The sequence below is a fragment of the Streptomyces sp. NPDC037421 genome, assembly GCF_055602105.1.
Window position 1 is genome coordinate 4,644 of record NZ_JBVJWV010000022.1, and the last position, 16,796, is coordinate 21,439.

Annotated in this window: 24 protein-coding genes; 17 read left to right on the plus strand and 7 right to left on the minus strand. The window is 71.1% G+C overall.

Annotated elements, in window-relative coordinates; genetic code table 11:
* Positions 1-94: 94 nt before the first annotated feature.
* From ACZ7IF_RS26545 to ACZ7IF_RS26575, 7 genes are all read right to left on the minus strand, one after another.
* On the minus strand, positions 95-565 hold the full coding sequence (locus ACZ7IF_RS26545) for a hypothetical protein (RefSeq protein WP_470976000.1): 471 nt from the start codon (positions 563-565) through the stop codon (positions 95-97).
* Positions 566-682: 117 nt separating this feature from the next.
* The gene (locus tag ACZ7IF_RS26550; protein WP_470976003.1) at positions 683-1,180 is read right to left on the minus strand and encodes a hypothetical protein; all 498 of its coding nucleotides are present in this window, start codon (positions 1,178-1,180) and stop codon (positions 683-685) included.
* Positions 1,181-1,277: 97 nt separating this feature from the next.
* Entirely contained in the window at positions 1,278-1,706 is a 429-nt protein-coding gene (locus ACZ7IF_RS26555) for a hypothetical protein (protein WP_470976005.1), read from the minus strand.
* Positions 1,707-1,796: 90 nt separating this feature from the next.
* Positions 1,797-2,624 carry a hypothetical protein gene (locus ACZ7IF_RS26560; RefSeq protein WP_470976008.1) on the minus strand — a complete coding sequence of 276 codons (828 nt, stop codon included), beginning with the start codon at positions 2,622-2,624 and terminating at the stop codon, positions 1,797-1,799.
* 139 nt (positions 2,625-2,763) lie between these two features.
* Complete coding sequence (locus ACZ7IF_RS26565) at positions 2,764-3,195, minus strand: hypothetical protein (protein WP_470976011.1); 432 nt, start codon at positions 3,193-3,195, stop codon at positions 2,764-2,766.
* A 79-nt stretch (positions 3,196-3,274) separates the two neighbouring features.
* Positions 3,275-3,697, minus strand: a complete 423-nt coding sequence (locus ACZ7IF_RS26570) for a hypothetical protein (RefSeq protein WP_470976014.1) — start codon at positions 3,695-3,697, stop codon at positions 3,275-3,277.
* Positions 3,698-3,783: 86 nt separating this feature from the next.
* Positions 3,784-4,158 (minus strand): hypothetical protein, encoded by a 375-nt coding sequence (locus tag ACZ7IF_RS26575; protein ID WP_470976017.1) that lies wholly within the window; start codon positions 4,156-4,158, stop codon positions 3,784-3,786.
* Between the two features lie 277 nt (positions 4,159-4,435).
* Here ACZ7IF_RS26575 and ACZ7IF_RS26580 point away from each other — a divergent pair, with 277 nt between their 5' ends.
* The 17 genes from ACZ7IF_RS26580 to ACZ7IF_RS26660 all read left to right on the plus strand — a co-directional run bounded on the left by ACZ7IF_RS26580 (position 4,436) and on the right by ACZ7IF_RS26660 (position 16,783).
* Positions 4,436-5,185, plus strand: coding sequence for a hypothetical protein (locus tag ACZ7IF_RS26580; protein WP_470976020.1), 750 nt, complete (start codon positions 4,436-4,438; stop codon positions 5,183-5,185).
* 280 nt (positions 5,186-5,465) lie between these two features.
* Positions 5,466-5,936, plus strand: coding sequence for a hypothetical protein (locus tag ACZ7IF_RS26585; RefSeq protein WP_470976022.1), 471 nt, complete (start codon positions 5,466-5,468; stop codon positions 5,934-5,936).
* Between the two features lie 29 nt (positions 5,937-5,965).
* A complete protein-coding gene (locus ACZ7IF_RS26590) occupies positions 5,966-6,142 on the plus strand; it encodes a hypothetical protein (RefSeq protein WP_470976025.1) in 177 nt (58 codons plus the stop codon).
* A gap of 158 nt (positions 6,143-6,300) precedes the next feature.
* The gene (locus ACZ7IF_RS26595) at positions 6,301-6,447 is read left to right on the plus strand and encodes a hypothetical protein (RefSeq protein ID WP_470976028.1); all 147 of its coding nucleotides are present in this window, start codon (positions 6,301-6,303) and stop codon (positions 6,445-6,447) included.
* Between the two features lie 175 nt (positions 6,448-6,622).
* Positions 6,623-7,219 carry a hypothetical protein gene (locus tag ACZ7IF_RS26600; protein ID WP_470976031.1) on the plus strand — a complete coding sequence of 199 codons (597 nt, stop codon included), beginning with the start codon at positions 6,623-6,625 and terminating at the stop codon, positions 7,217-7,219.
* Positions 7,220-7,313: 94 nt separating this feature from the next.
* Positions 7,314-8,099 carry a hypothetical protein gene (locus ACZ7IF_RS26605; RefSeq protein WP_470976034.1) on the plus strand — a complete coding sequence of 262 codons (786 nt, stop codon included), beginning with the start codon at positions 7,314-7,316 and terminating at the stop codon, positions 8,097-8,099.
* Positions 8,100-8,173: 74 nt separating this feature from the next.
* Positions 8,174-9,256: a hypothetical protein gene (locus tag ACZ7IF_RS26610; protein ID WP_470976037.1), complete on the plus strand. Its 1,083-nt coding sequence runs from the start codon at positions 8,174-8,176 to the stop codon at positions 9,254-9,256.
* A 156-nt stretch (positions 9,257-9,412) separates the two neighbouring features.
* Positions 9,413-10,042 carry a hypothetical protein gene (locus ACZ7IF_RS26615; protein WP_470976040.1) on the plus strand — a complete coding sequence of 210 codons (630 nt, stop codon included), beginning with the start codon at positions 9,413-9,415 and terminating at the stop codon, positions 10,040-10,042.
* A 2-nt stretch (positions 10,043-10,044) separates the two neighbouring features.
* Complete coding sequence (locus tag ACZ7IF_RS26620) at positions 10,045-10,338, plus strand: hypothetical protein (RefSeq protein ID WP_470151709.1); 294 nt, start codon at positions 10,045-10,047, stop codon at positions 10,336-10,338.
* Positions 10,339-10,401: 63 nt separating this feature from the next.
* On the plus strand, positions 10,402-11,505 hold the full coding sequence (locus ACZ7IF_RS26625; RefSeq protein WP_470151711.1) for a hypothetical protein: 1,104 nt from the start codon (positions 10,402-10,404) through the stop codon (positions 11,503-11,505).
* 151 nt (positions 11,506-11,656) lie between these two features.
* Positions 11,657-12,631 carry a hypothetical protein gene (locus ACZ7IF_RS26630; RefSeq protein ID WP_470151713.1) on the plus strand — a complete coding sequence of 325 codons (975 nt, stop codon included), beginning with the start codon at positions 11,657-11,659 and terminating at the stop codon, positions 12,629-12,631.
* A gap of 95 nt (positions 12,632-12,726) precedes the next feature.
* Positions 12,727-13,524: a hypothetical protein gene (locus ACZ7IF_RS26635; protein WP_470151715.1), complete on the plus strand. Its 798-nt coding sequence runs from the start codon at positions 12,727-12,729 to the stop codon at positions 13,522-13,524.
* Positions 13,521-13,814, plus strand: coding sequence for a hypothetical protein (locus ACZ7IF_RS26640; protein ID WP_470151717.1), 294 nt, complete (start codon positions 13,521-13,523; stop codon positions 13,812-13,814). Before ACZ7IF_RS26635 ends, ACZ7IF_RS26640 begins: the two co-directional genes overlap by 4 nt.
* Positions 13,811-14,251: a hypothetical protein gene (locus ACZ7IF_RS26645; RefSeq protein ID WP_470976044.1), complete on the plus strand. Its 441-nt coding sequence runs from the start codon at positions 13,811-13,813 to the stop codon at positions 14,249-14,251. Before ACZ7IF_RS26640 ends, ACZ7IF_RS26645 begins: the two co-directional genes overlap by 4 nt.
* A gap of 60 nt (positions 14,252-14,311) precedes the next feature.
* Complete coding sequence (locus ACZ7IF_RS26650) at positions 14,312-15,292, plus strand: DUF6884 domain-containing protein (protein ID WP_470976047.1); 981 nt, start codon at positions 14,312-14,314, stop codon at positions 15,290-15,292.
* A 50-nt stretch (positions 15,293-15,342) separates the two neighbouring features.
* On the plus strand, positions 15,343-15,747 hold the full coding sequence (locus ACZ7IF_RS26655) for a hypothetical protein (RefSeq protein WP_470976050.1): 405 nt from the start codon (positions 15,343-15,345) through the stop codon (positions 15,745-15,747).
* 97 nt (positions 15,748-15,844) lie between these two features.
* Positions 15,845-16,783 carry a hypothetical protein gene (locus tag ACZ7IF_RS26660; RefSeq protein ID WP_470976053.1) on the plus strand — a complete coding sequence of 313 codons (939 nt, stop codon included), beginning with the start codon at positions 15,845-15,847 and terminating at the stop codon, positions 16,781-16,783.
* The last annotated feature ends 13 nt before the right edge of the window (positions 16,784-16,796 follow it).

Genomic DNA, 16,796 nt, shown 5'->3' on the forward strand with positions numbered 1-16,796 from the left:
TTGGGTGGGGGTCGTCCCCCCCCCCCCCCCCCCTCCCCCCCCCCCCCCCCCCCCCCCCCCCCTCCCCCCCCCCCCCCCCCCCCCCCCCAGGACTTCACGGGGAGACGGGGAGCAGCAGCGCGGCGGGGATGATCAGGGCGGGCTCGTCGGCGTTCCAGACCTCACAGAGTCCGTCACCCGCGTTGCGGGCGAGGACGACGCGTCCGGCCGGTGCCGGGAGGAGGAACGCGGCAATGCCGCACTCCTCGCACGCGCAGTCCGGACTCCACGGCGCCGGGTCGGCCACGTACGGCTCCCGCACGTAGAACGACCGTGCCGACGGCGCCGAGGTCGTACCCCAGTGGGCGAACGACGCGACGATCAGGTCGCCGGGCCCAACATCGCGTGCGAAGACGATTCGGGCGGCGGCTCGGTCTGCCCCGGCGGGGAGCGGGGGCGGTCCCGGCCGCCGGACGTCGGAGCGGACCGTGACCCGCAGCGGCGTGTGGCACGGGTCGATGTCGAACGGCACGGGCCGGGAGGGGCGTGCCGAGACAAGGTGCGGACTGGCGGTCGGGTTCGTCATGAGGGTGGGTTCCTTCCAGGGGGCGCGGTGAGGGTGCCAGAGGGATGGGGCTTGACGCCGGGGCGCTGTGCGGCGGCCGTGCCCCGGGCCGGCTGTCTGCCCGGGGCACGGGTGGGATCAGGAGCGTTCGATGCCCAGCGTCACGTTGTGCGCTTCCTTGCGGCCCTCCCGATACAGGCCGTCGAGCGGTTCGGCGTACTCGGTCGCGCGGTCGTCCTGGCGGTACTCCGAAGCGCCGTCCGCGAACGCGGACTGCCCGGCGGTGTGGGGGACGTGCTCACCCCACTCGTCCCAGGGCCACAGGCCGCCGATGGCGTACCGGCCGTGCGCGTCGGGAGTGAACGTCTCGGTACCTCCGTCACCGTCGTAGTCCGTGGTCCACGTGAAGGTGAGCGCGCCGTCCGCGCCGAACTCCGCCGTCATGCCGCAGTCCGCGTCATGGACGTGGAGGTCGCGCACTATCTGTGCGGCCGTCGCCCGGCTGAACAGGTGGGCGCTGGAGGGGGTCCAGAGCGTCTTGAGGGGCAGGGCGACGTACGGGCCGTAGCCGCTTTCGGCGACGGTGAAGAGCTGGATGGAGATGCGTTCGCCGGTGGAATGCGTGGGGTGCGTCATCGGGTTCGGTCCTTTCGCGGGGAGGGTGCTGGTCGGGGGCTTGCGGCCGGGGCGCAGCGTGGGAGCTGCGCCCCTGGGCCGGCTGGATGGTCGGGGGTCAGCGCTTGGGCAGTGCCCGCGTCCGCTGGATGTCGGCATCCGGGAACAGGGGCCCCAGGTTCTCGGGCAGCACCTTCAGGTGGTGGACGCGGGACAAGTCGGCGGCCGGTCCCTCCGGGATGCGCCGCGCGGTGCAGATCAGATGGGCAGTTGCGTCGGTGGCCCGGTACCAGTCGATGCCCCACGGCCGGTCGAGGGCGACGACCACGGCGCCGTCGTCGTCGCGGGCGAACGCGGGCTTCACGTGGATGGTTTCCACGGTGAGGGTGAGCTGCGCGGCCAGGTCGGCCTTTGCGGCCGTCAGGGTGTTGCCGCGTCCCTCCAGCGATCCGAGGACCACGCGCCATCGGTCGCCACGGCGGGCGGGGCGGTGGACCGTGATGCCGGGGACGGGGATGTTCAGCGTCTCGGGGGCGGGGGTGTGCATGTGGGCGCCTTTCTCGGCGTGAGGGCGGGAAGAGTGCGGGGCGGGGGCCCGGGGCGCGGGAGGGCGTGCCCCGGGCCGGCTGCGGGACCGTCAGGCCGTCGGCGCGTACTGCTGCCGGGACGTGAGGTCGTACCGGTTCGCCGGAACGGCGTGGCTGAGGAGATGCGTTGCCACGAAGTCGTAGTGGCAGTAGTTGTCCCAGGCGCTCCCCGGCCAGAACACGCGCGCCATGGGCTGCTGGCCGTAGGGGCTGTAGTAGAGCTCCAGCACCACGCCAGTGGCGTAGGGGCCGCACAACCCGTTCTTCTCCTGGTGGACGGTGTCACCGACGGCGAACCCGTACGCGGCGCGCTCCCGGGCGACGGCGGCCGGGTCGGTCAGCCGCATCGCCGTCTCGGTGCTCCGGCCGTTGGCCCAGTAACCCGCCCACTCGACCGTGAACGCGTCGTCTTCAACGGCCGTGATGATCCCGCGCTGAATCAGCGGGCGGGCCGTTCCGACCGAGTCCCGCACGTCCGCGCGCATGGGGTCGTAGATGAAGGCGCGTTCCACGTGGTCCCCGAGGCGGTACCCGTCGAGCCGGTTGGCGTAGGTCTCGGCGGGGATGTACTCGCGGGGGATGACCAGCGCAGTCTCCGTGTCGTCCCAGACGTGGGACTGCCCGTTGAGGGCTACCCAGCCGTTCGCGGTGGCGGGGAGGGCCGGGAAGCACGCGACGCTCTGCATGAGGGTGTCGAGTCGGTTCGGGTTCAGGGTCCGCTCGTGCGATCCGAGGACCCAGTCACCGGGGCGTACCTCGGTGATGGGGCAGAGGCGGGCGGCGCCCATGTCGGTTCCGGCCGGGGGCATGCGGTACAGGGAGTCGTCGGGGCGGTTGGTGATGATCAGCGGGTAGAACGTCGCGTCGATGACGGGCACAGGGGTGCCTTTCGGTTGGGTTCGGAGCGTTGTGTTGGTTCGGCTGCTCGTACCGTCCAACAAGGAAAACTGTACACCACGTCCGGGGGGATGGGTAGAGGCGCCCCGAGAGGAACGCCCCCACCGCACGCGGGCCGGCTCAGGGATGCACCCGGCGCCAATCCGCGTCGTACGCGGCCACGAACTCGGCGAACTCGGCGTCACCGGGCTTGACCCACAGGTCTTGCAGGAGCGTGCGCCCGTCGGGCAGATCACCCTCGATCTCCCCGTCCGGGCCGAGCCACTGGAACGGCGGCCGACTGGCCACCCGGACGCACAGCGCCAGGACTTCCCCGGCTCCCTTGCACTCCGGGGGTACGTCGGCCCCACAGACCCGGTTGCCCATCGTGCGGCAGTCCCAGCAGGGCTCATCCTCATCGCACGCCCCGTCGGCGCCGGTGAGCGCGACCGCAGCGGCGGAACGCGGCGGCGAGGAGTCGTAACGAGCGGCACTGACGGACGCGGCGGCCACGAGGAACAGCAGGGCCAGCAGGGCCGCCAGGATCGCGGCGGCGGACACCCTGTCGAGCATGCGGCGGAACATGGAGGAGTCTCCGTTCGGAGGGGGCGCGGCCGTGCGCCGCGCCCGTGGGCGGGTTGGGGTGGACGGGCTACAGGTGGCCGACGGTGCGGAGCCGCTCGCACATCTCGATGGCGCGGGCACGGGCGGTGTCGGCGGTGGCGGCGAACGGGGCGAGCACGCGCATGCCGGACTCCGGCAGCCGGCTGGCGCGCCACATGTCCAGCTGGGCATGCGCGTGGCCGCGCGGGTTGCGGCACGGCTCCCAGCGGCGGTGAGCCGGATCGAGCGGCCGATCGGCGCAGATGGAGCATGGGTCACCCAGGCGCCAGAAGCCGTTGCCGCCCCGGAACGCCCCGGTCTCGTCCAGGGAAACCGCGATGTAGTAGCGGCCGATGAGCGTCCGGAGCGTGCCGACGGGCAGCGCCCGGGGCTTGTGCTCGGTGTACAGGTAGATCGGACGGGGTCGAGCGGTGCAGCGGGAACGGTCGGTGTTGCAGCACGCACAGAGCACGGGAGCACCCTTCAGGGTCGAGTGAGGGATGGCCGGGCGGCGGTGGGGGGAGGACCGGCCGCCCGGCCGGATCGCGGGGCGCAGTGCTACGCGGCGGGGACGTACTCGGCGGTGCGCTTGTACTGGCGGGCACCGATGACCAGCGCGGGGTCGGAGGCCCGGTAGACGAAGACCTTGATCCAGCGGCCCTTGGGGGCGTTCTTGCACGGCTTCGTGCGCTTCCGGGCCCGGAGCGGGGTGTTGTGGCCGTGGTTCGCCGCCCGGTACGCCGCCGCGATGTGACGGCCGGCCCAGGACCCGTAACGATCGATGAACGGCTCGTCGGCCCCCACGGAGGCGAGGAAGTCGCTCACCTTGACGCGGGTGTTGGCGGTGCGCTGCGCCCGGTTGTCGGCGCGGCGGGTGCGGAGCACGGCGGCGGCGGCGCGGCGGCGGGTGCGGCGGGTGGCGGCAGTAGACACGGGGGTCCCCTTGGATTCCGGAGCGTTGTCCGGCCGTACGGGTTGCTCGTCCCGTCCGGCCGTCTCGGTCGGTGTGATCCACACACTACACGCCACACACTCAAACTGACAACCACGTCCGTCAGGAGGGGCGCCATCCCTATAAGGGCCAGCTCTAGAGCGGGAAAATCTGGGGGTTGACGACCCGTGGCGGACGTGGTGTACAGTTCAACTCGTTGGACGGCACGAGCAAGTCGCCCAACGCCAACGCTCCCAACCCCAACCGAAGGGGACCACCATGTCCGCGATCCTCAGCAAGGCGACCGACGCCCTCCTGTACGTCACCGTCACCCAGCACCCCGACGGCCGGATCTCCGGCGTCGAACTCAGCGACGAGACACCCGACCGCTTCGACGTCTGGAACAACCAGCCGGCCTCCACCGTGTGGGTCACCCCGGTCCCCGCCCACTGGGACGGCGACAATGCCACCGCGGCCAAGGTGCTCGACCTCGCCGTGAACAACGAATACCGGTTCACCGACGGCCACGAGTGGAGCGAAGGGGAGCGCGACGAGTTCGAGTTCCGCACCGACAAGAGCGAGGAGCGGGCGTTCCTCCGCGCCGTCGAAGCCCACCTCATCCGCGCCGGTCACCTCGACGTCCACACCGGCGTAGTCGGATGCCGCGAGTACGGCCTGACCCTCCGAGGGATCGGCGAGGACTACGCCTTCCTCACCCCCGACGGCTGGCGCTACGGCTTCGCCGACTGCTTCGAGCCCGACGGCCGGTTCGTGTACCCGGACCCCATCGCCCCCCACAGCGCATCCCCGCGCTACGTGGCCGCCGCGATCCTGGCCACGCTCGTGCAGGTCGGCCCGTTCGACCTCAAGACCGCCCCCATGCTCCAGCGGCCGCTCATCCGCTACGCCCTGTGGCGCCAGACCCCCAACTGGGCCAACTTCAAGTACCGCACCCGCGAACGCATCGTCCGCTACCGGTACCGCAGCTGGATCGCCCGGTACCGCCGCCGGAATACCGTCCGCCGCTGACCCCGTGCGGGGCGCGCCCACCCCCGGCGCGCCCCAGCCGGCCCGGTGCCTCGCGCCCCGTGCTGCGCCCGCACCCCTCCAGCGGACGCAGCACGGCGCACGGAACACCGGCCGTGAGACCCCACGCCCGCCCGCGCGCGTAGAACGGTCTCATCAGTTCCACGGATGTTCCTTTTCGCAGGTCAGAGCGTTGCCTCTCGGTCGCATCGCGGATCGTGCGCGCCGCCTGTTCGGGCCGCTTTCGGTCACCTTCGTGCTTCCTCTTCTCCTTGGAGTCCCCATGCCCTTGTCCTCGACCGACTTCCGTCTGTGTGAGCCCCGCGAGTCCACGTTCGCCGCGTACCTGGTGACCGCGTACCCCGCGTCGGATCTCATCCCCGGGAAGTCGAACCCGCGCTCGATGTCCGGTGCGCTCCTCCGCGCCCAGCTCATCAACGCCCGGGAGAACGGCGGCGCGGTCGCGCTGGACGAACTGACGGGGGAGATCGCCTTCACGTACGCGGCCGGCACGTTCCACCGCATGGTGCAGACGGCCGTCCCGCTCCCGAACCGCTACCTCCTGTGCGGGACGTGCGGCCAGTGGAAGAGCGAGCACGGCAACCCCAACCCGACTGCGTGCGACGGGTTCGACGTCGACCCCCGTCCCGGCACGGCGGACAACCCCCTCTGCCTCGCAGAGAACTGCGGCGGCCACCCCCGTACGCACCACGGACGTCCGTACACCGTCGCCTGCCCGTCCTTCGAGAACTAGCCCACCGTCCCGCTACGCGAGAGGAAGCCATGCCCCCGCGCCCCCACGGCCCGAACTGCGAGTGCCCCTACTGCCTGTGTGACTGCGGCCGCGTCGAGTACGAGCCCATGGAGAAGTGCCACCCCGACTGCTCGTACATGAGCCTCGGGCGTGAAGCCCCCGAACTCGCCACCTTCACCGGCTACGAGGACCCCGCGTACCGGTAGACCACGCAGCCGGCCCGGGGCCCGTTTCCCCGCCCCGGGCCCGTGCGCTCGTCGGCCCGCCCGTCCCTGCTCCGTACCGCGGTACCCCCATGCCGCGGTGCGCTCCAGGGTCTGCCGTTCCGCAGTGCCCTACCGCCCTACTGACCTGGAGGTCACCCATGCAGAACACCAAGCTCCGTGCGAAGAAGACGGGCGTAGAGCGCCTCACCAACACGGTTGCTCTGGGCATCACCGTGCTCGCCCTCTCGCTCATCCTCTCCAGCCTGATCATCGCCCTGACGATCAGCACGATCGCCAACCGGTAGAGCCAGCCGGCCCGGGGTACGCCCCGTCGCGCCCCGGGCCCCGCACCTTCGTTCCCCTGCCTCCCGCGCCGCCGCGCCGCCGTGCCGCCGTGCCGCCACAGCCACGTGCAGGGCGCGCCGTAACCGTGCCCCGCGAGTCATCCTTCGCCCCGCCGCTCAACCACCTGGAGTACCCATGTCCGTGATCCACCCCTCCGTACTGCCGCTCATCCCCTCCTCGTTCGCCACGGGGGACCGCATCCAGTACGGGCCCTGCACGGTCGAGCGTCTGCCGTCCGGCCTCTGGGCCTGCGTCGACTGCCCGGTCCCGTTCCGCTACCCCGATGCCGACATCCGGCAACTGTTCGTGAACCCGGAGAGCCTGGAGAGGGTGGGCGTGCCGCTGTTCTCCCCGGCCAACGCGCCGGAGGGCATACCGCTGCCCGGCCGCCCGGTCGCCGAGGGCGAGCGTCCGTACGAGCTGGACTGCCCGTACCTGATGTGCGCCGCGTCCGGACACACCCCGTACATGGGGCCGGTGAGCTCGGAGAAGGAAGGGCCCTGGGGCGCCGCACAGCTTGCGCTCACGTCCCAGAGCCGAGCGGGCGGCGATGACTTCGAGCTGTCGCTGACGGAGACCGGGACGGTGTATCTGCGGCTGATCGGCACGGCCATCACCTACGCCTACGTGCCCGCCGAGTACCCGACCGACGAAGAGTGCGTCGACATCCTCTCGTACGCCGCGGTGCGCGCCGCGTTCCCCGCCGACCTGGTGGTCATCGACCTGAACTGATCCGGCCCCGTGCGGGGCGTACCGCTCAGGTGCGCTCGCCCCGCCGGCCCGGCCCCTGCCGCTCCCGTCCTTCCTGCCTTGGAGTGACTTCGCCATGACCACCGTCGCCGCCATCGACACCCGAGCCCTTCTGCGGGCGCTGAAGGCAGCCGTACGGGCCGTAGAGGCTGCCCCCGGCCCCGACACCCTCGCACAGCTGTCCACGGCCCTCCTGGCGATCCCCGGCGAGCAGATGGGCGGGTTCGTCGAGGACCGGTTGCACACCGTGCTCGCCAATGCGGAGCGGTCTCAGGCGGACCCGCTGTTCTCCCACATCGACAACATGCTCCGCACCATCCGGGACCAGGCATCCATGCAGCCCAGTTGGACGCCGAAGTACGCGGGGGAGATGGCGCCCCAGGTGATTCGGCTCCTGGCCGTCTGCCACGAGCAGCAGACCGACATGGAGGAAGCCCAGCACAAGCCGTGGGCGCGGGCGGCGGCGGCCGGTACGCGGCTTCTGGACATCCTCCTGCGGCGTACCGACCAGCGGCCGGCCGTGCGCCAGCTCGTCACGGCGGCCGAGACGTTCGCCATCCGCCTCAGGTGGGCCGTCGTGTTCATCCCGGCGATCCAGTCGGCGGGTCTCGCCGAAGCCCTGGCCCGACAGCTCGACCTGTTCGGCATCGGGCCGCGGGACCACCGGAACTCGGACGAGTGGGTCCGCCGCATTGGGCACGTCGCCTACCGGTTCACCGTGATCCCGCCGAAGACGCACCCGAACTACCCCCACGGCCGGGTGGATGTGCGCCGAACTGGTTCACACGAGGTCGAGCACTCCTTCCCGCTCACCGCCCGCACCGGCCCCGCCGTCCTCGACCGCCTCCCGAACTCCCTGTGATCCGGCCCGGCGGGTGCCGACCATGCGCGCCCGCCGGCGTGCCTTCCCTCGATGACCCTTTGGAGAACTGGACCATGCCTTCCAACACCACCCCGGCCCGCGTGCCTGCCGGTGAGTACGACGCCCTATACGAGCAGCGCGTGATCGACCCGATCGGAGAGCACCGCCTTGAGACCCATCTGACCATTACGCGGCCCGGACATCCCGAACCGGTCGCGCACTTCACGACCCCGACGTCGTACGGCAACATCGGCGACGAGCTGATGGCGCCCCACGGCTGGTATCGCGTCACCCCGTGGGAGTCCGCCGGCCGTGACACCGCCTACCGGTTCACCGTGAACTGGGCCTACACGGCCACCGTGATACCTCTGCACCCGCTCATCAGGGCCGGGCAGGCCGCCGTCCGCGCCGTCGAGAACCACGCCACGCCGAAAGCGCTGACCGCCGTGGACCAGGCGCTGGGAAGCCTGCCCTTGAACCCCCTGGACGGCCCCGCCGACGAAGCCCTTCACGCGGCGCTGCGGGCCGTGTCGCTCGCCGAGGACGCCGAGGAGTGGAAGCTCCTGGACGATGCAGAGCGCACCGTGTCCGTGCTCCTTCACAACGGGCCGACCAAGCCCGTGCAGGAAGAGCCTGCGGTCAAGGCGATCGTTGCCCTGGCGGGGGCGTGCCTGGCCAAGTCGGACGGTGAGGAGCCGCTGTCCACCTGGGCGTGGGAGCGCGCGTACTGGACGTCCGTTGAGGCTCTGGCCTTGGTGGTCCGGGCTGTCCGCGGGGAAGAGGTCGGTGGGGCTGCCCAGTTCGATCGGGTGATGACGGCGTTCCTGGCGGCCGTTCGCCGCGCGATCCCGTACCGGGCGCTGTTCGAGACGCGGCGCGCCCTGGCGGACGCCGCTGCCTCCTACGGGCTGTTCGTCATCGAGATGCGGCAGCCCGTGCGGCGCGGTGGCCGTTGGGACTGGACTCGCCGCATCGGGAACGCGGTGTACCGCTTCGAGCTCGTGCCGCCGCTGGTACAGGACGCTCCGCACCCGTACGGCTCGGTCGCCGTGCAGCGGCTCAACGAGGACGGTACGGCGGGCCTGGTGCGGTACTTCCCGCTCGGCCCCGACGAGGAGCGCCGTCGCACCGTGATCGAGGCCCAGTACCGCATCTGACCGCCCGGCCCACCCCGGGGCATATCCAAGGCCCCGGGGCGGCCACCACCCCTTGCTTGGCCCGCTGTCCCCTCCCCTCGGTCGTGCCCGTCACGGCCGTGAGCAGGGCGCACCGTGCCCCCGCCGTACCCGTACTCACAGCTTGGAGATTCCACCGTGTCCACCAGGACCTTGACCGCCCCGACCGTGCAGCCGGCGGTGTTCCCCCCGCCGTCCCTCCCGGTGCTCTTCACCGATGGCGACCGCTACGAGTGGCCGACCGGAGAGATATGGACCCGTACCCGGGGGTCGTGGGTGCCGTCCTCCGCAGACGACCCGCGCGACGACGGCACCGGGCACTGGACGGACGCGGAGGTGCGCGCGAGTCTGGGCCGCGCCATCGAGGCGTGGGACGTGCGGAAGATGTTCGTGCCCGCCCGTCCCGGTGCTCTGCCGCTCGGCCCGTTCCCGGTGATGCCCACCAGCCGGCCCACCTCTCAGTACGTCCTCGACCACCAAGCCGACCGGCTCGTCCCCCTGCGGGATCTCGTCGCCTCGTACGACGAGGACACCGCGTACGACATCCCGGCCGTCCTCACCGCGCAGCAGACAGAGCGGGTGGTTGCGGAGATCATCGCCGACCACGAAGACGTGCGGATGAGCCGAGACGAAGCCGCGGGCCGCATCTACATCCGCTACCGGCGGCCGAGCGAGTTCGGCGTCTTGACGGGCGCCGGTTTCTCCGACAGCTACGACGTTGAGTGCCTGCACGTGTTCGTGCTCACCGCGTCCCCGGCGGAGGCGTAGCCGTGTCGAACTCGAAGGAGCGCGGCAGGCTCGGGGACATCCTCATGCGCGAGTTCGGCGAGCTCGCCAACGCGCTGACGGAGGCCGGTTACGACTGGGCCGCCGCGTGGTGCTGCCAATCCTGGCCGTCGGACAGCCGGCTGCGTTCGCTGCACGGCCGGTTCCTCCTCGCCCGCGAGATGGCTGCGGCCGTCGGAGTCCACATCCCCGACGAGGAGATCACCCAGCAGCACCGCGAGCGCCTGGAATACCTCCGGATGTTCCCCGACGGAACGCCGAGCCTGACCGATCAGTGACCCGCAGCGGGCCCGGCCTGCCGCGGCCCGCCCCTCACCCTTCCCGCAGCAACAGGAGAATCCGTGACCACCACAAACGCCCTCGGCGCCCCCCGATCCGTCACCCTGGCCGCCCGGGTCACCACCCTCCTCGCCGACCGGTTCCCCGAGTACATCCCCGGACAGCAGGACGGATTCCGCGTCGAGTCGCTGGACCGCCAGGAGCCGCGCCGGATGTTCGTCCGCTGGTACGGCGGCAAGGCGGCCCGCCCGGTCACGTCGCACGGGCCGACCTTCGGCGTCGAGGGCGAGTACGCCGACGTCGCCAAGGTACTCACGAAGGAGGGCTACGCGGTGGCGCGGACCCCGGGCAGGCTGGAGGTGTTCGTGGACGACCGGCCGGTCGACACCAGCGGTGCCCGCTACGAGGTGGTCGCCAACGACGTTCCGTTCATGGAGCCGTGGCTGGTGGTCGACCGGTGGACCCGGGTTCCCGCGGCTTCGGCACAGACCGAGAACGATGCGGCGGAGGAGGCGCACGAGCTGGAGCGCGTCCACGTCCTCACCGATGCCCGGCTGGTCACGCTGCCCGCCCTGTGGCCGTATCTGATCCGGGCTGATGCCCTGCTCGGCGACGGGGTGACCTGGCTGCGCCAGGAGATGCACGACTCCCGTTCGTGCGGCGAACTCGTGCAGCACGAGCGTCTGGACGCCCTGGTGGACGTGGCCAACGTGCTGTACCGAGGCGAGGGCGTAGTGCAGGACGGGCGCAGCACGGCGTACGACAAGACGTATCCAGGGCGGGCTCACTGGCCGCTGACCTACCGGGTGCGGTGGGTGCCCAAGGCCGTGGCGCCGGCCGTCGGGTACTTCCCCGGCCGGGACTGGCAGCGCGGTCCGGCCGAGGACACGGCGATCAGGCTCCTTGTTGACGGTGGACTGCGCCCCGTGGTCTACGGCGAATCGCTGGGGCCCAACGGGTTCATGTGCGAGCAGGACGGGTTCATGGTCTCCGCGGTCAACCCGCGCGACCTCTCGGTGCCGGGGATCAGCGTCAGCGTCATCGGACGGTCGGCACTGGTCGATCGCGTTCCGGACGTGCTACGGGCCGCCGGATGGCGGGTCGAGGGCGGTGGCGAGAAGGAGTGGCCGGACGACTGGACGGTGTTCCCGCCGGCCGCCGGGTAGTCGCTGTTCCGAGTGGGAACACCTCGCCGTTGGGGGCCCGGCTGAGACTGGGCCCCCACTATTGACGGACGTGGTGTACAGTTTTTCTTGTTGGACGGTACGAGCAAGCCGCCCAACGCCAACGCTCCGAACCCAACCGAAGGGGACAGCCATGTCCACCCCCAGCATCGTCGCCCGGCTCGACACCGTTGCCCGACGCCAGGCGAACCGCATCGCGCTCGTCGGCGCGGCGGAGACCGCCGAGCGGCAGCACGTCGAAGCTCGCAAGGCCCTGCACGCGCTGAACCTCGACCTCGACCGCGTTCGAACCAGCGCGGAAAGGGCTGACCGCTTCATCGCGCTCTACCCCTACTCGGACGAGCGGCAGCAGGAACGCGCGGAGATCACCCAGGAACTCGCCGCCCTCGAACCGGCCCAGCGGTACGCGGCGGCTCTCAGCGCTGCCGCCAACGTCGTCCGCGAATCCGCGCGGCTGGAACTGGCCTGGTTCGACCGGCCCCGCTCCTTCGGCCCCGACGCCAGCCGGGCCGAGGTGATCGACTACCGCGACGCCGTGGTACATGCGGCAAGTTACTCCGTGACGGTGCTCAACACGGCGCAGCGTGAGCCGGGTGAGCAGTGGCGCAGGGACGACTACGGCCTGGCGCGCCGCTCCCGTGTGCGGTCCATCCTCGCGGCCTGGGCCAGCACGCCCGCCAACCACCTTCTGCGGGACCGCGAGGGCCGCCTGTACGTCGCGGGCAAATCGTCGGGGCTGGAGCTCGTACCGAACGACATCGCGCCGCCCGCCACCGAGGGAGAAGCGCTCAGGGCCGCGCTCGCCGTCTACGGCTACCCCACCTACGACTTCGAAGACCACGGCGTGACGTCGGTCATCGTGCCCGGCGACCCCAGGGCCTCCGAGGAGCGCGCCTGCGACGGCCTGTACTTCCAAATCTCCTCCGGTGAGGACGCCCGTCGGCCGGCCTCCGCCCACGATGAGCCCTGGGGTGCCTCCGTCTTCAACCACGGCGAGTACATCGACGCCCTGGACGCCGCCCCGGACGGATCCACCCTCGCCGAGGACTGCGCCCACATCGCCAGCGCCATCGCGAACTACCCCCTTCCGGCCCCGACCGCGCGGTAGCCCCGGAGCACCGCACTGCCCGCCCGCGCTCCGGCCTGGGCGGGGAGGTGCGGGACCCCGGTTCTCCACCCGATCCACCCGAGGAAGGGACACCCATGTCCACCGTCACCCCCGCGACGCCGCTCCCCGCCGTCGCAGCCGTCATCTCGGCACTCAGAGCCGTCGGGCTCGGCGCCTTCTACGACGCCGAGGACCAGGCCGTCATCGCCCACTCGATCCACACGCCCGAGGAGCACGCGCTCAACGGAACGCATGTGATGGTCCAGTGGGGCCCCTACGACAACGGGCAGACCTACACCGACCAGGCGTCGTTCCGAGCCACTGAGTGGGTGAGCGACGGTCCCAACTTGCGCGAGGTGGGGACCATCTACGTCACACCCACCCGGCAGCCGTTCACGGCGGAGGCGGAGCGGTGCGCGAGCGCCGTCCGTGCGTGGATGTCGAAGCCGGGGCACACCGCCGGCGAGGTGCTCCTCACCGCGCTCGCCCAATACGGTCTGGCCCCAGGCAACGGCATCTCCGTGTCGTACAACGCTCACAGCGACAGCTACGACATACCCATCCCGTTCTCCCGGGGCGAGCACGGCCGGCTGAGCGTCTCCGACCGCGACGGCAGCATCCGGCATCTCCCCGGCAGGCACACCGGCTGGAGCATCCTGCTGCACGACGAACGCGGCGACGCCGTCGGTGACCCGGTCCACATCTCCGGAGACGGCCGCACGTCCGTCGACTGCGCCGCCGACTCGGAGTCCGCGGCCGCCGTCGTCGCGGACTGGGTGACGGCCCCGTTCTCCCGGCACTGCGACTGCTACGCCCAGGAAGGTCACTACCGGCGGCACGACCGGGAGTGCAACCGGTACACCGCCCCGAGCATCACGCGGAGCCGGGCATGAGCACCCACCAGTGCCCCGTGCACCGCGTGCGAGACCTTCGGGGCGCGTACACCGCGGCGTTGCCCCTCCCGCGCTGCGACGGAGCCGCGCAGTTCGGCGTCTGGGACGAGAACGACGCCGGGTTCGTGCACGCCGAAGACTGCGCGACGGAGGCCGGGAACTGGGCCGCTGGGATTCTGGCCGAGGACCCGGACGTGGAGATGCACGTCAAGACGCTGTGCGTCGAGCACCCGGAGCAGCCGGGAGACGGGTGCGAGGACTGCTACCGCGACGATGGCGAGGCCTCGTGATCGCGCGCCTTGAAACCTGGTGGCATGTCGGCGTTGACTCGTTCGCCGTGGACGGCGGGTACGACCCGGCCGAAGTGCCCCGGGAACTCTGCTGGTACATCACCGCGTCGGTCACCGACATCGCCGCCTTGGTCGACGCGGACGGATGGGCGCGCGGCTACGGCAACACTGGCTTGCGGGTGGTCGACGGGCGGGTTCACATGGCGCTCGCCTGGCGTCTGGACGTCGACCGCGCGGCGTGGGCCGACGTCCGGGGCCTCGATCCCCGCCGGAGCGTCCGCACCGACCTGGTCGAGCACGTGGCTCACGAGCTGTTCCACCTGCCGTCGGTCTGCGAGACCGACGCCGTTATGACGGCCCGCTACTCCACCGGCGGTGGCCCTGTACGCCGCCTGTGGCGCCCCGGGGATCGCCGCCGCACCGCCCCCGCAGCCTGAATCCCAATCCCCACACGGCCCGGTCGGAGCGTCCGACCGGGCCACGGAAAGGACACCCCCATGCCCTCGCTCAGCGACGCTGGCGCCGCGATCCTCGCCGCCCACGAGAACGGGCGCGTGCGCGGGCCCGCCACCGCGATCACCAGAATGGCCATCGACGGATTCGTACTCCGCGACGTCGGGAACTCCTACATCCTGCCCGCCGGGTACACGGCGCTGGAGGAGTGGCGCCGTAACCGCGCCGGCCTCGCCAAGTTCGGCAGGCTGCGCAAGTTGCCCGGTCAGCGACACGAGGCGCTGCTGACCGCGGCCGGACGCCCGGACCAGCGTGTGCCGGGCCGCGACGACCGGGACGTGTACGTTTCCGGCGACACCTGGTACCGGGCCTCCACCCTGCGCGCCATCCACGCCACCGGCCATGCCGACTTCCGCCGGCTCCCCGGCGAGGAGCACCTCACGTACGAAGTGACGGCGCGATCCCTCTACCTGACCCCCCAGGGCCGCGAGTACGTCCGCCAGCACGGCCACGCCGACCCGGGCCGTCGGCGGATTGTCGTCATAGCGTGCGGCTCCGAGAAGAAGCCGAACCCGGGTGCCAACGAGTACGGCAACCGGCTCCCGGGCTACCCGGCCGGCGAGCTGTACACCGGCCGGTACCACCGGTCCCTTCGCCTGGCCGCGGACGCCCTGACCGACCAGTCCCTCATCCGCATCTTCTCCGCCCGCCACGGCCTGGTGGAGCTCACCCGCCCCCTGGATCCGTACGACGTGAGGATCGGCGACGAGGGAGCCATCACGCCCGAACGGCTGGCCCGCCAGGCGGCCGAGCTCGGCGCCGACGACGCGGACGTGATCTTCCTCGGCGGCAGGGAGTACGCCGAGGCCCTGACCCCGGCCGTGCCGCACCTGCTGACTCCGCTGACGGGCGGGATGGGCGGACACCGCAGCCTGTGCAAGACGGCCCGGGAGGACGCCGACCTCCGGGAGACTTGGTGGACGCGGGCCGCCGAGACCTACACCCGCTTCCACCCGGCCCCCTGACCTGCCCGAGCCAGCCCATGGTTCATCTACAACTCCGAGAGGGAACCCACATGAACCGAGACCAGCAGCACGAAGCCGCGAAGGAGGCCCTCACCGCGGGATGGCAGGTCGAGGGGCAGGCACGTACCGACTACTTGCTCACCGCCCTCACCCACGCTGTCCTCGCGCTCTCCGCTCCCCTGCCCGTATCGCCCCCGGGGCCGCACGGCGACCGCTTGGCGCAGCTCTTGGACTCCGTTAGGGAGCTGGGGGGCGAGTGGGACGGGAAGCGAGCCCGCGACCGCTACAGCTACCTCGGGTGGGACTGCACCGTCAGCCGGGGCAAGGCGAACCTGGAGCTGCTTGCGGAGGGCGGATACCTCACCGAGGTGAGGAAGGGCGTGTACGCGCTTGCCTCCCCGAAGGAGGCGGGCAGCCAGCCCGTCGCAGCGGGGCAGCGCAGCGCGAACGGGTGAGATCGGGCTTCCCCTGTCGGTGGGGTAGGGCAAGGTGGACGGGTTGGAGCCGTTGGAGTCGGCTCCAACCCGCAATTCAGTATCGACGGAGGACAACGTGAACAACGGCCTTGACCCGCGCGAGGTCATCGCACGGTCCCTCAGGCACATGGTGGTCGCCGGGCGCACGTACGGGCGCGAGCTGCATGCCGACATCGCCCCGTGGCACTGCTACACCCTGGACGGAGGACACAGCATCCTGGTAGCTCTCGACCTGGGCGACCTCGGAGAGCAGCCGACCCCGAAGCAGCTGGAGGACAATCTTGTGCCTGCGCCGGTGAAATCGGTGGAGCGGGCCGGCTGGCGGCTGGTGGACGGCTACGTCGTGACCAAGCTCCCGTACGACCCGGATCTGGGGCTCATCACCGATGAGGCGGACGACGAGTACGGCGACGAAGCCACGGAGAGTGCGGCTGCGGCGCCGACCGAGCTGACGCGGCTCGCCGTCGGTGAGCCGTACCCGCGGAGGGTGGCGTGGGTCGACGGCGCGGCGGAGCTGCGTGTCCTGCCCCAGGGTGTCGAGTTCCTGCTCGCGGTGGGCGATCCGAAGCCGCATGAGGTGAAGGCATTCTCGGGCAACGCTGAGTTCGCGATCATCCCGGGCCGCCATCACCTGATGTGGGCGTACCGGTTTCACAACCCGCAGGACAGCAATCCGAAGCACGGCATCTCCTGGTCCGACGCCCCGTGGGAGTACCACCGCCAGGCCCAGGCGGGACCGGTCTCGGTGCCAGGCGACCGCGGTACGACCTTCGCACTGCATCTGGTGCTAGTTGACTCGAACACCGGCGTGATCAAGGGCATTCGCGTGATCGGGGTGCCGGTTGACTTTGCGGATGCCCTGCGGGATGCCGTGGCCGCTCAGGCCAGCGTGCCTCAGAACGATGCCCTCGCCAGCCATGAGATCCAGCAGGTGTACGCCCAGTACGCGACAACGAAGGATTTGCTGCTGGCGGCCGATGCCCGGTTCGAGGTCATGCGGGACGGCACACGCTGACGAGCTGAACGAT

Coding starts and splice junctions, on each gene's coding strand:
- ACZ7IF_RS26545 (WP_470976000.1), bottom strand. CDS start 565: ATGACGAACCCGACCGCCAGTCCGCACCTTGTCTCGGCACGCCCCTCC.
- ACZ7IF_RS26550 (WP_470976003.1), bottom strand. CDS start 1,180: ATGACGCACCCCACGCATTCCACCGGCGAACGCATCTCCATCCAGCTC.
- ACZ7IF_RS26555 (WP_470976005.1), bottom strand. CDS start 1,706: ATGCACACCCCCGCCCCCGAGACGCTGAACATCCCCGTCCCCGGCATC.
- ACZ7IF_RS26565 (WP_470976011.1), bottom strand. CDS start 3,195: ATGCTCGACAGGGTGTCCGCCGCCGCGATCCTGGCGGCCCTGCTGGCC.
- ACZ7IF_RS26580 (WP_470976020.1), top strand. CDS start 4,436: ATGTCCGCGATCCTCAGCAAGGCGACCGACGCCCTCCTGTACGTCACC.
- ACZ7IF_RS26585 (WP_470976022.1), top strand. CDS start 5,466: ATGCCCTTGTCCTCGACCGACTTCCGTCTGTGTGAGCCCCGCGAGTCC.
- ACZ7IF_RS26590 (WP_470976025.1), top strand. CDS start 5,966: ATGCCCCCGCGCCCCCACGGCCCGAACTGCGAGTGCCCCTACTGCCTG.
- ACZ7IF_RS26595 (WP_470976028.1), top strand. CDS start 6,301: ATGCAGAACACCAAGCTCCGTGCGAAGAAGACGGGCGTAGAGCGCCTC.
- ACZ7IF_RS26600 (WP_470976031.1), top strand. CDS start 6,623: ATGTCCGTGATCCACCCCTCCGTACTGCCGCTCATCCCCTCCTCGTTC.
- ACZ7IF_RS26605 (WP_470976034.1), top strand. CDS start 7,314: ATGACCACCGTCGCCGCCATCGACACCCGAGCCCTTCTGCGGGCGCTG.
- ACZ7IF_RS26610 (WP_470976037.1), top strand. CDS start 8,174: ATGCCTTCCAACACCACCCCGGCCCGCGTGCCTGCCGGTGAGTACGAC.
- ACZ7IF_RS26630 (WP_470151713.1), top strand. CDS start 11,657: ATGTCCACCCCCAGCATCGTCGCCCGGCTCGACACCGTTGCCCGACGC.
- ACZ7IF_RS26635 (WP_470151715.1), top strand. CDS start 12,727: ATGTCCACCGTCACCCCCGCGACGCCGCTCCCCGCCGTCGCAGCCGTC.
- ACZ7IF_RS26640 (WP_470151717.1), top strand. CDS start 13,521: ATGAGCACCCACCAGTGCCCCGTGCACCGCGTGCGAGACCTTCGGGGC.
- ACZ7IF_RS26650 (WP_470976047.1), top strand. CDS start 14,312: ATGCCCTCGCTCAGCGACGCTGGCGCCGCGATCCTCGCCGCCCACGAG.
- ACZ7IF_RS26655 (WP_470976050.1), top strand. CDS start 15,343: ATGAACCGAGACCAGCAGCACGAAGCCGCGAAGGAGGCCCTCACCGCG.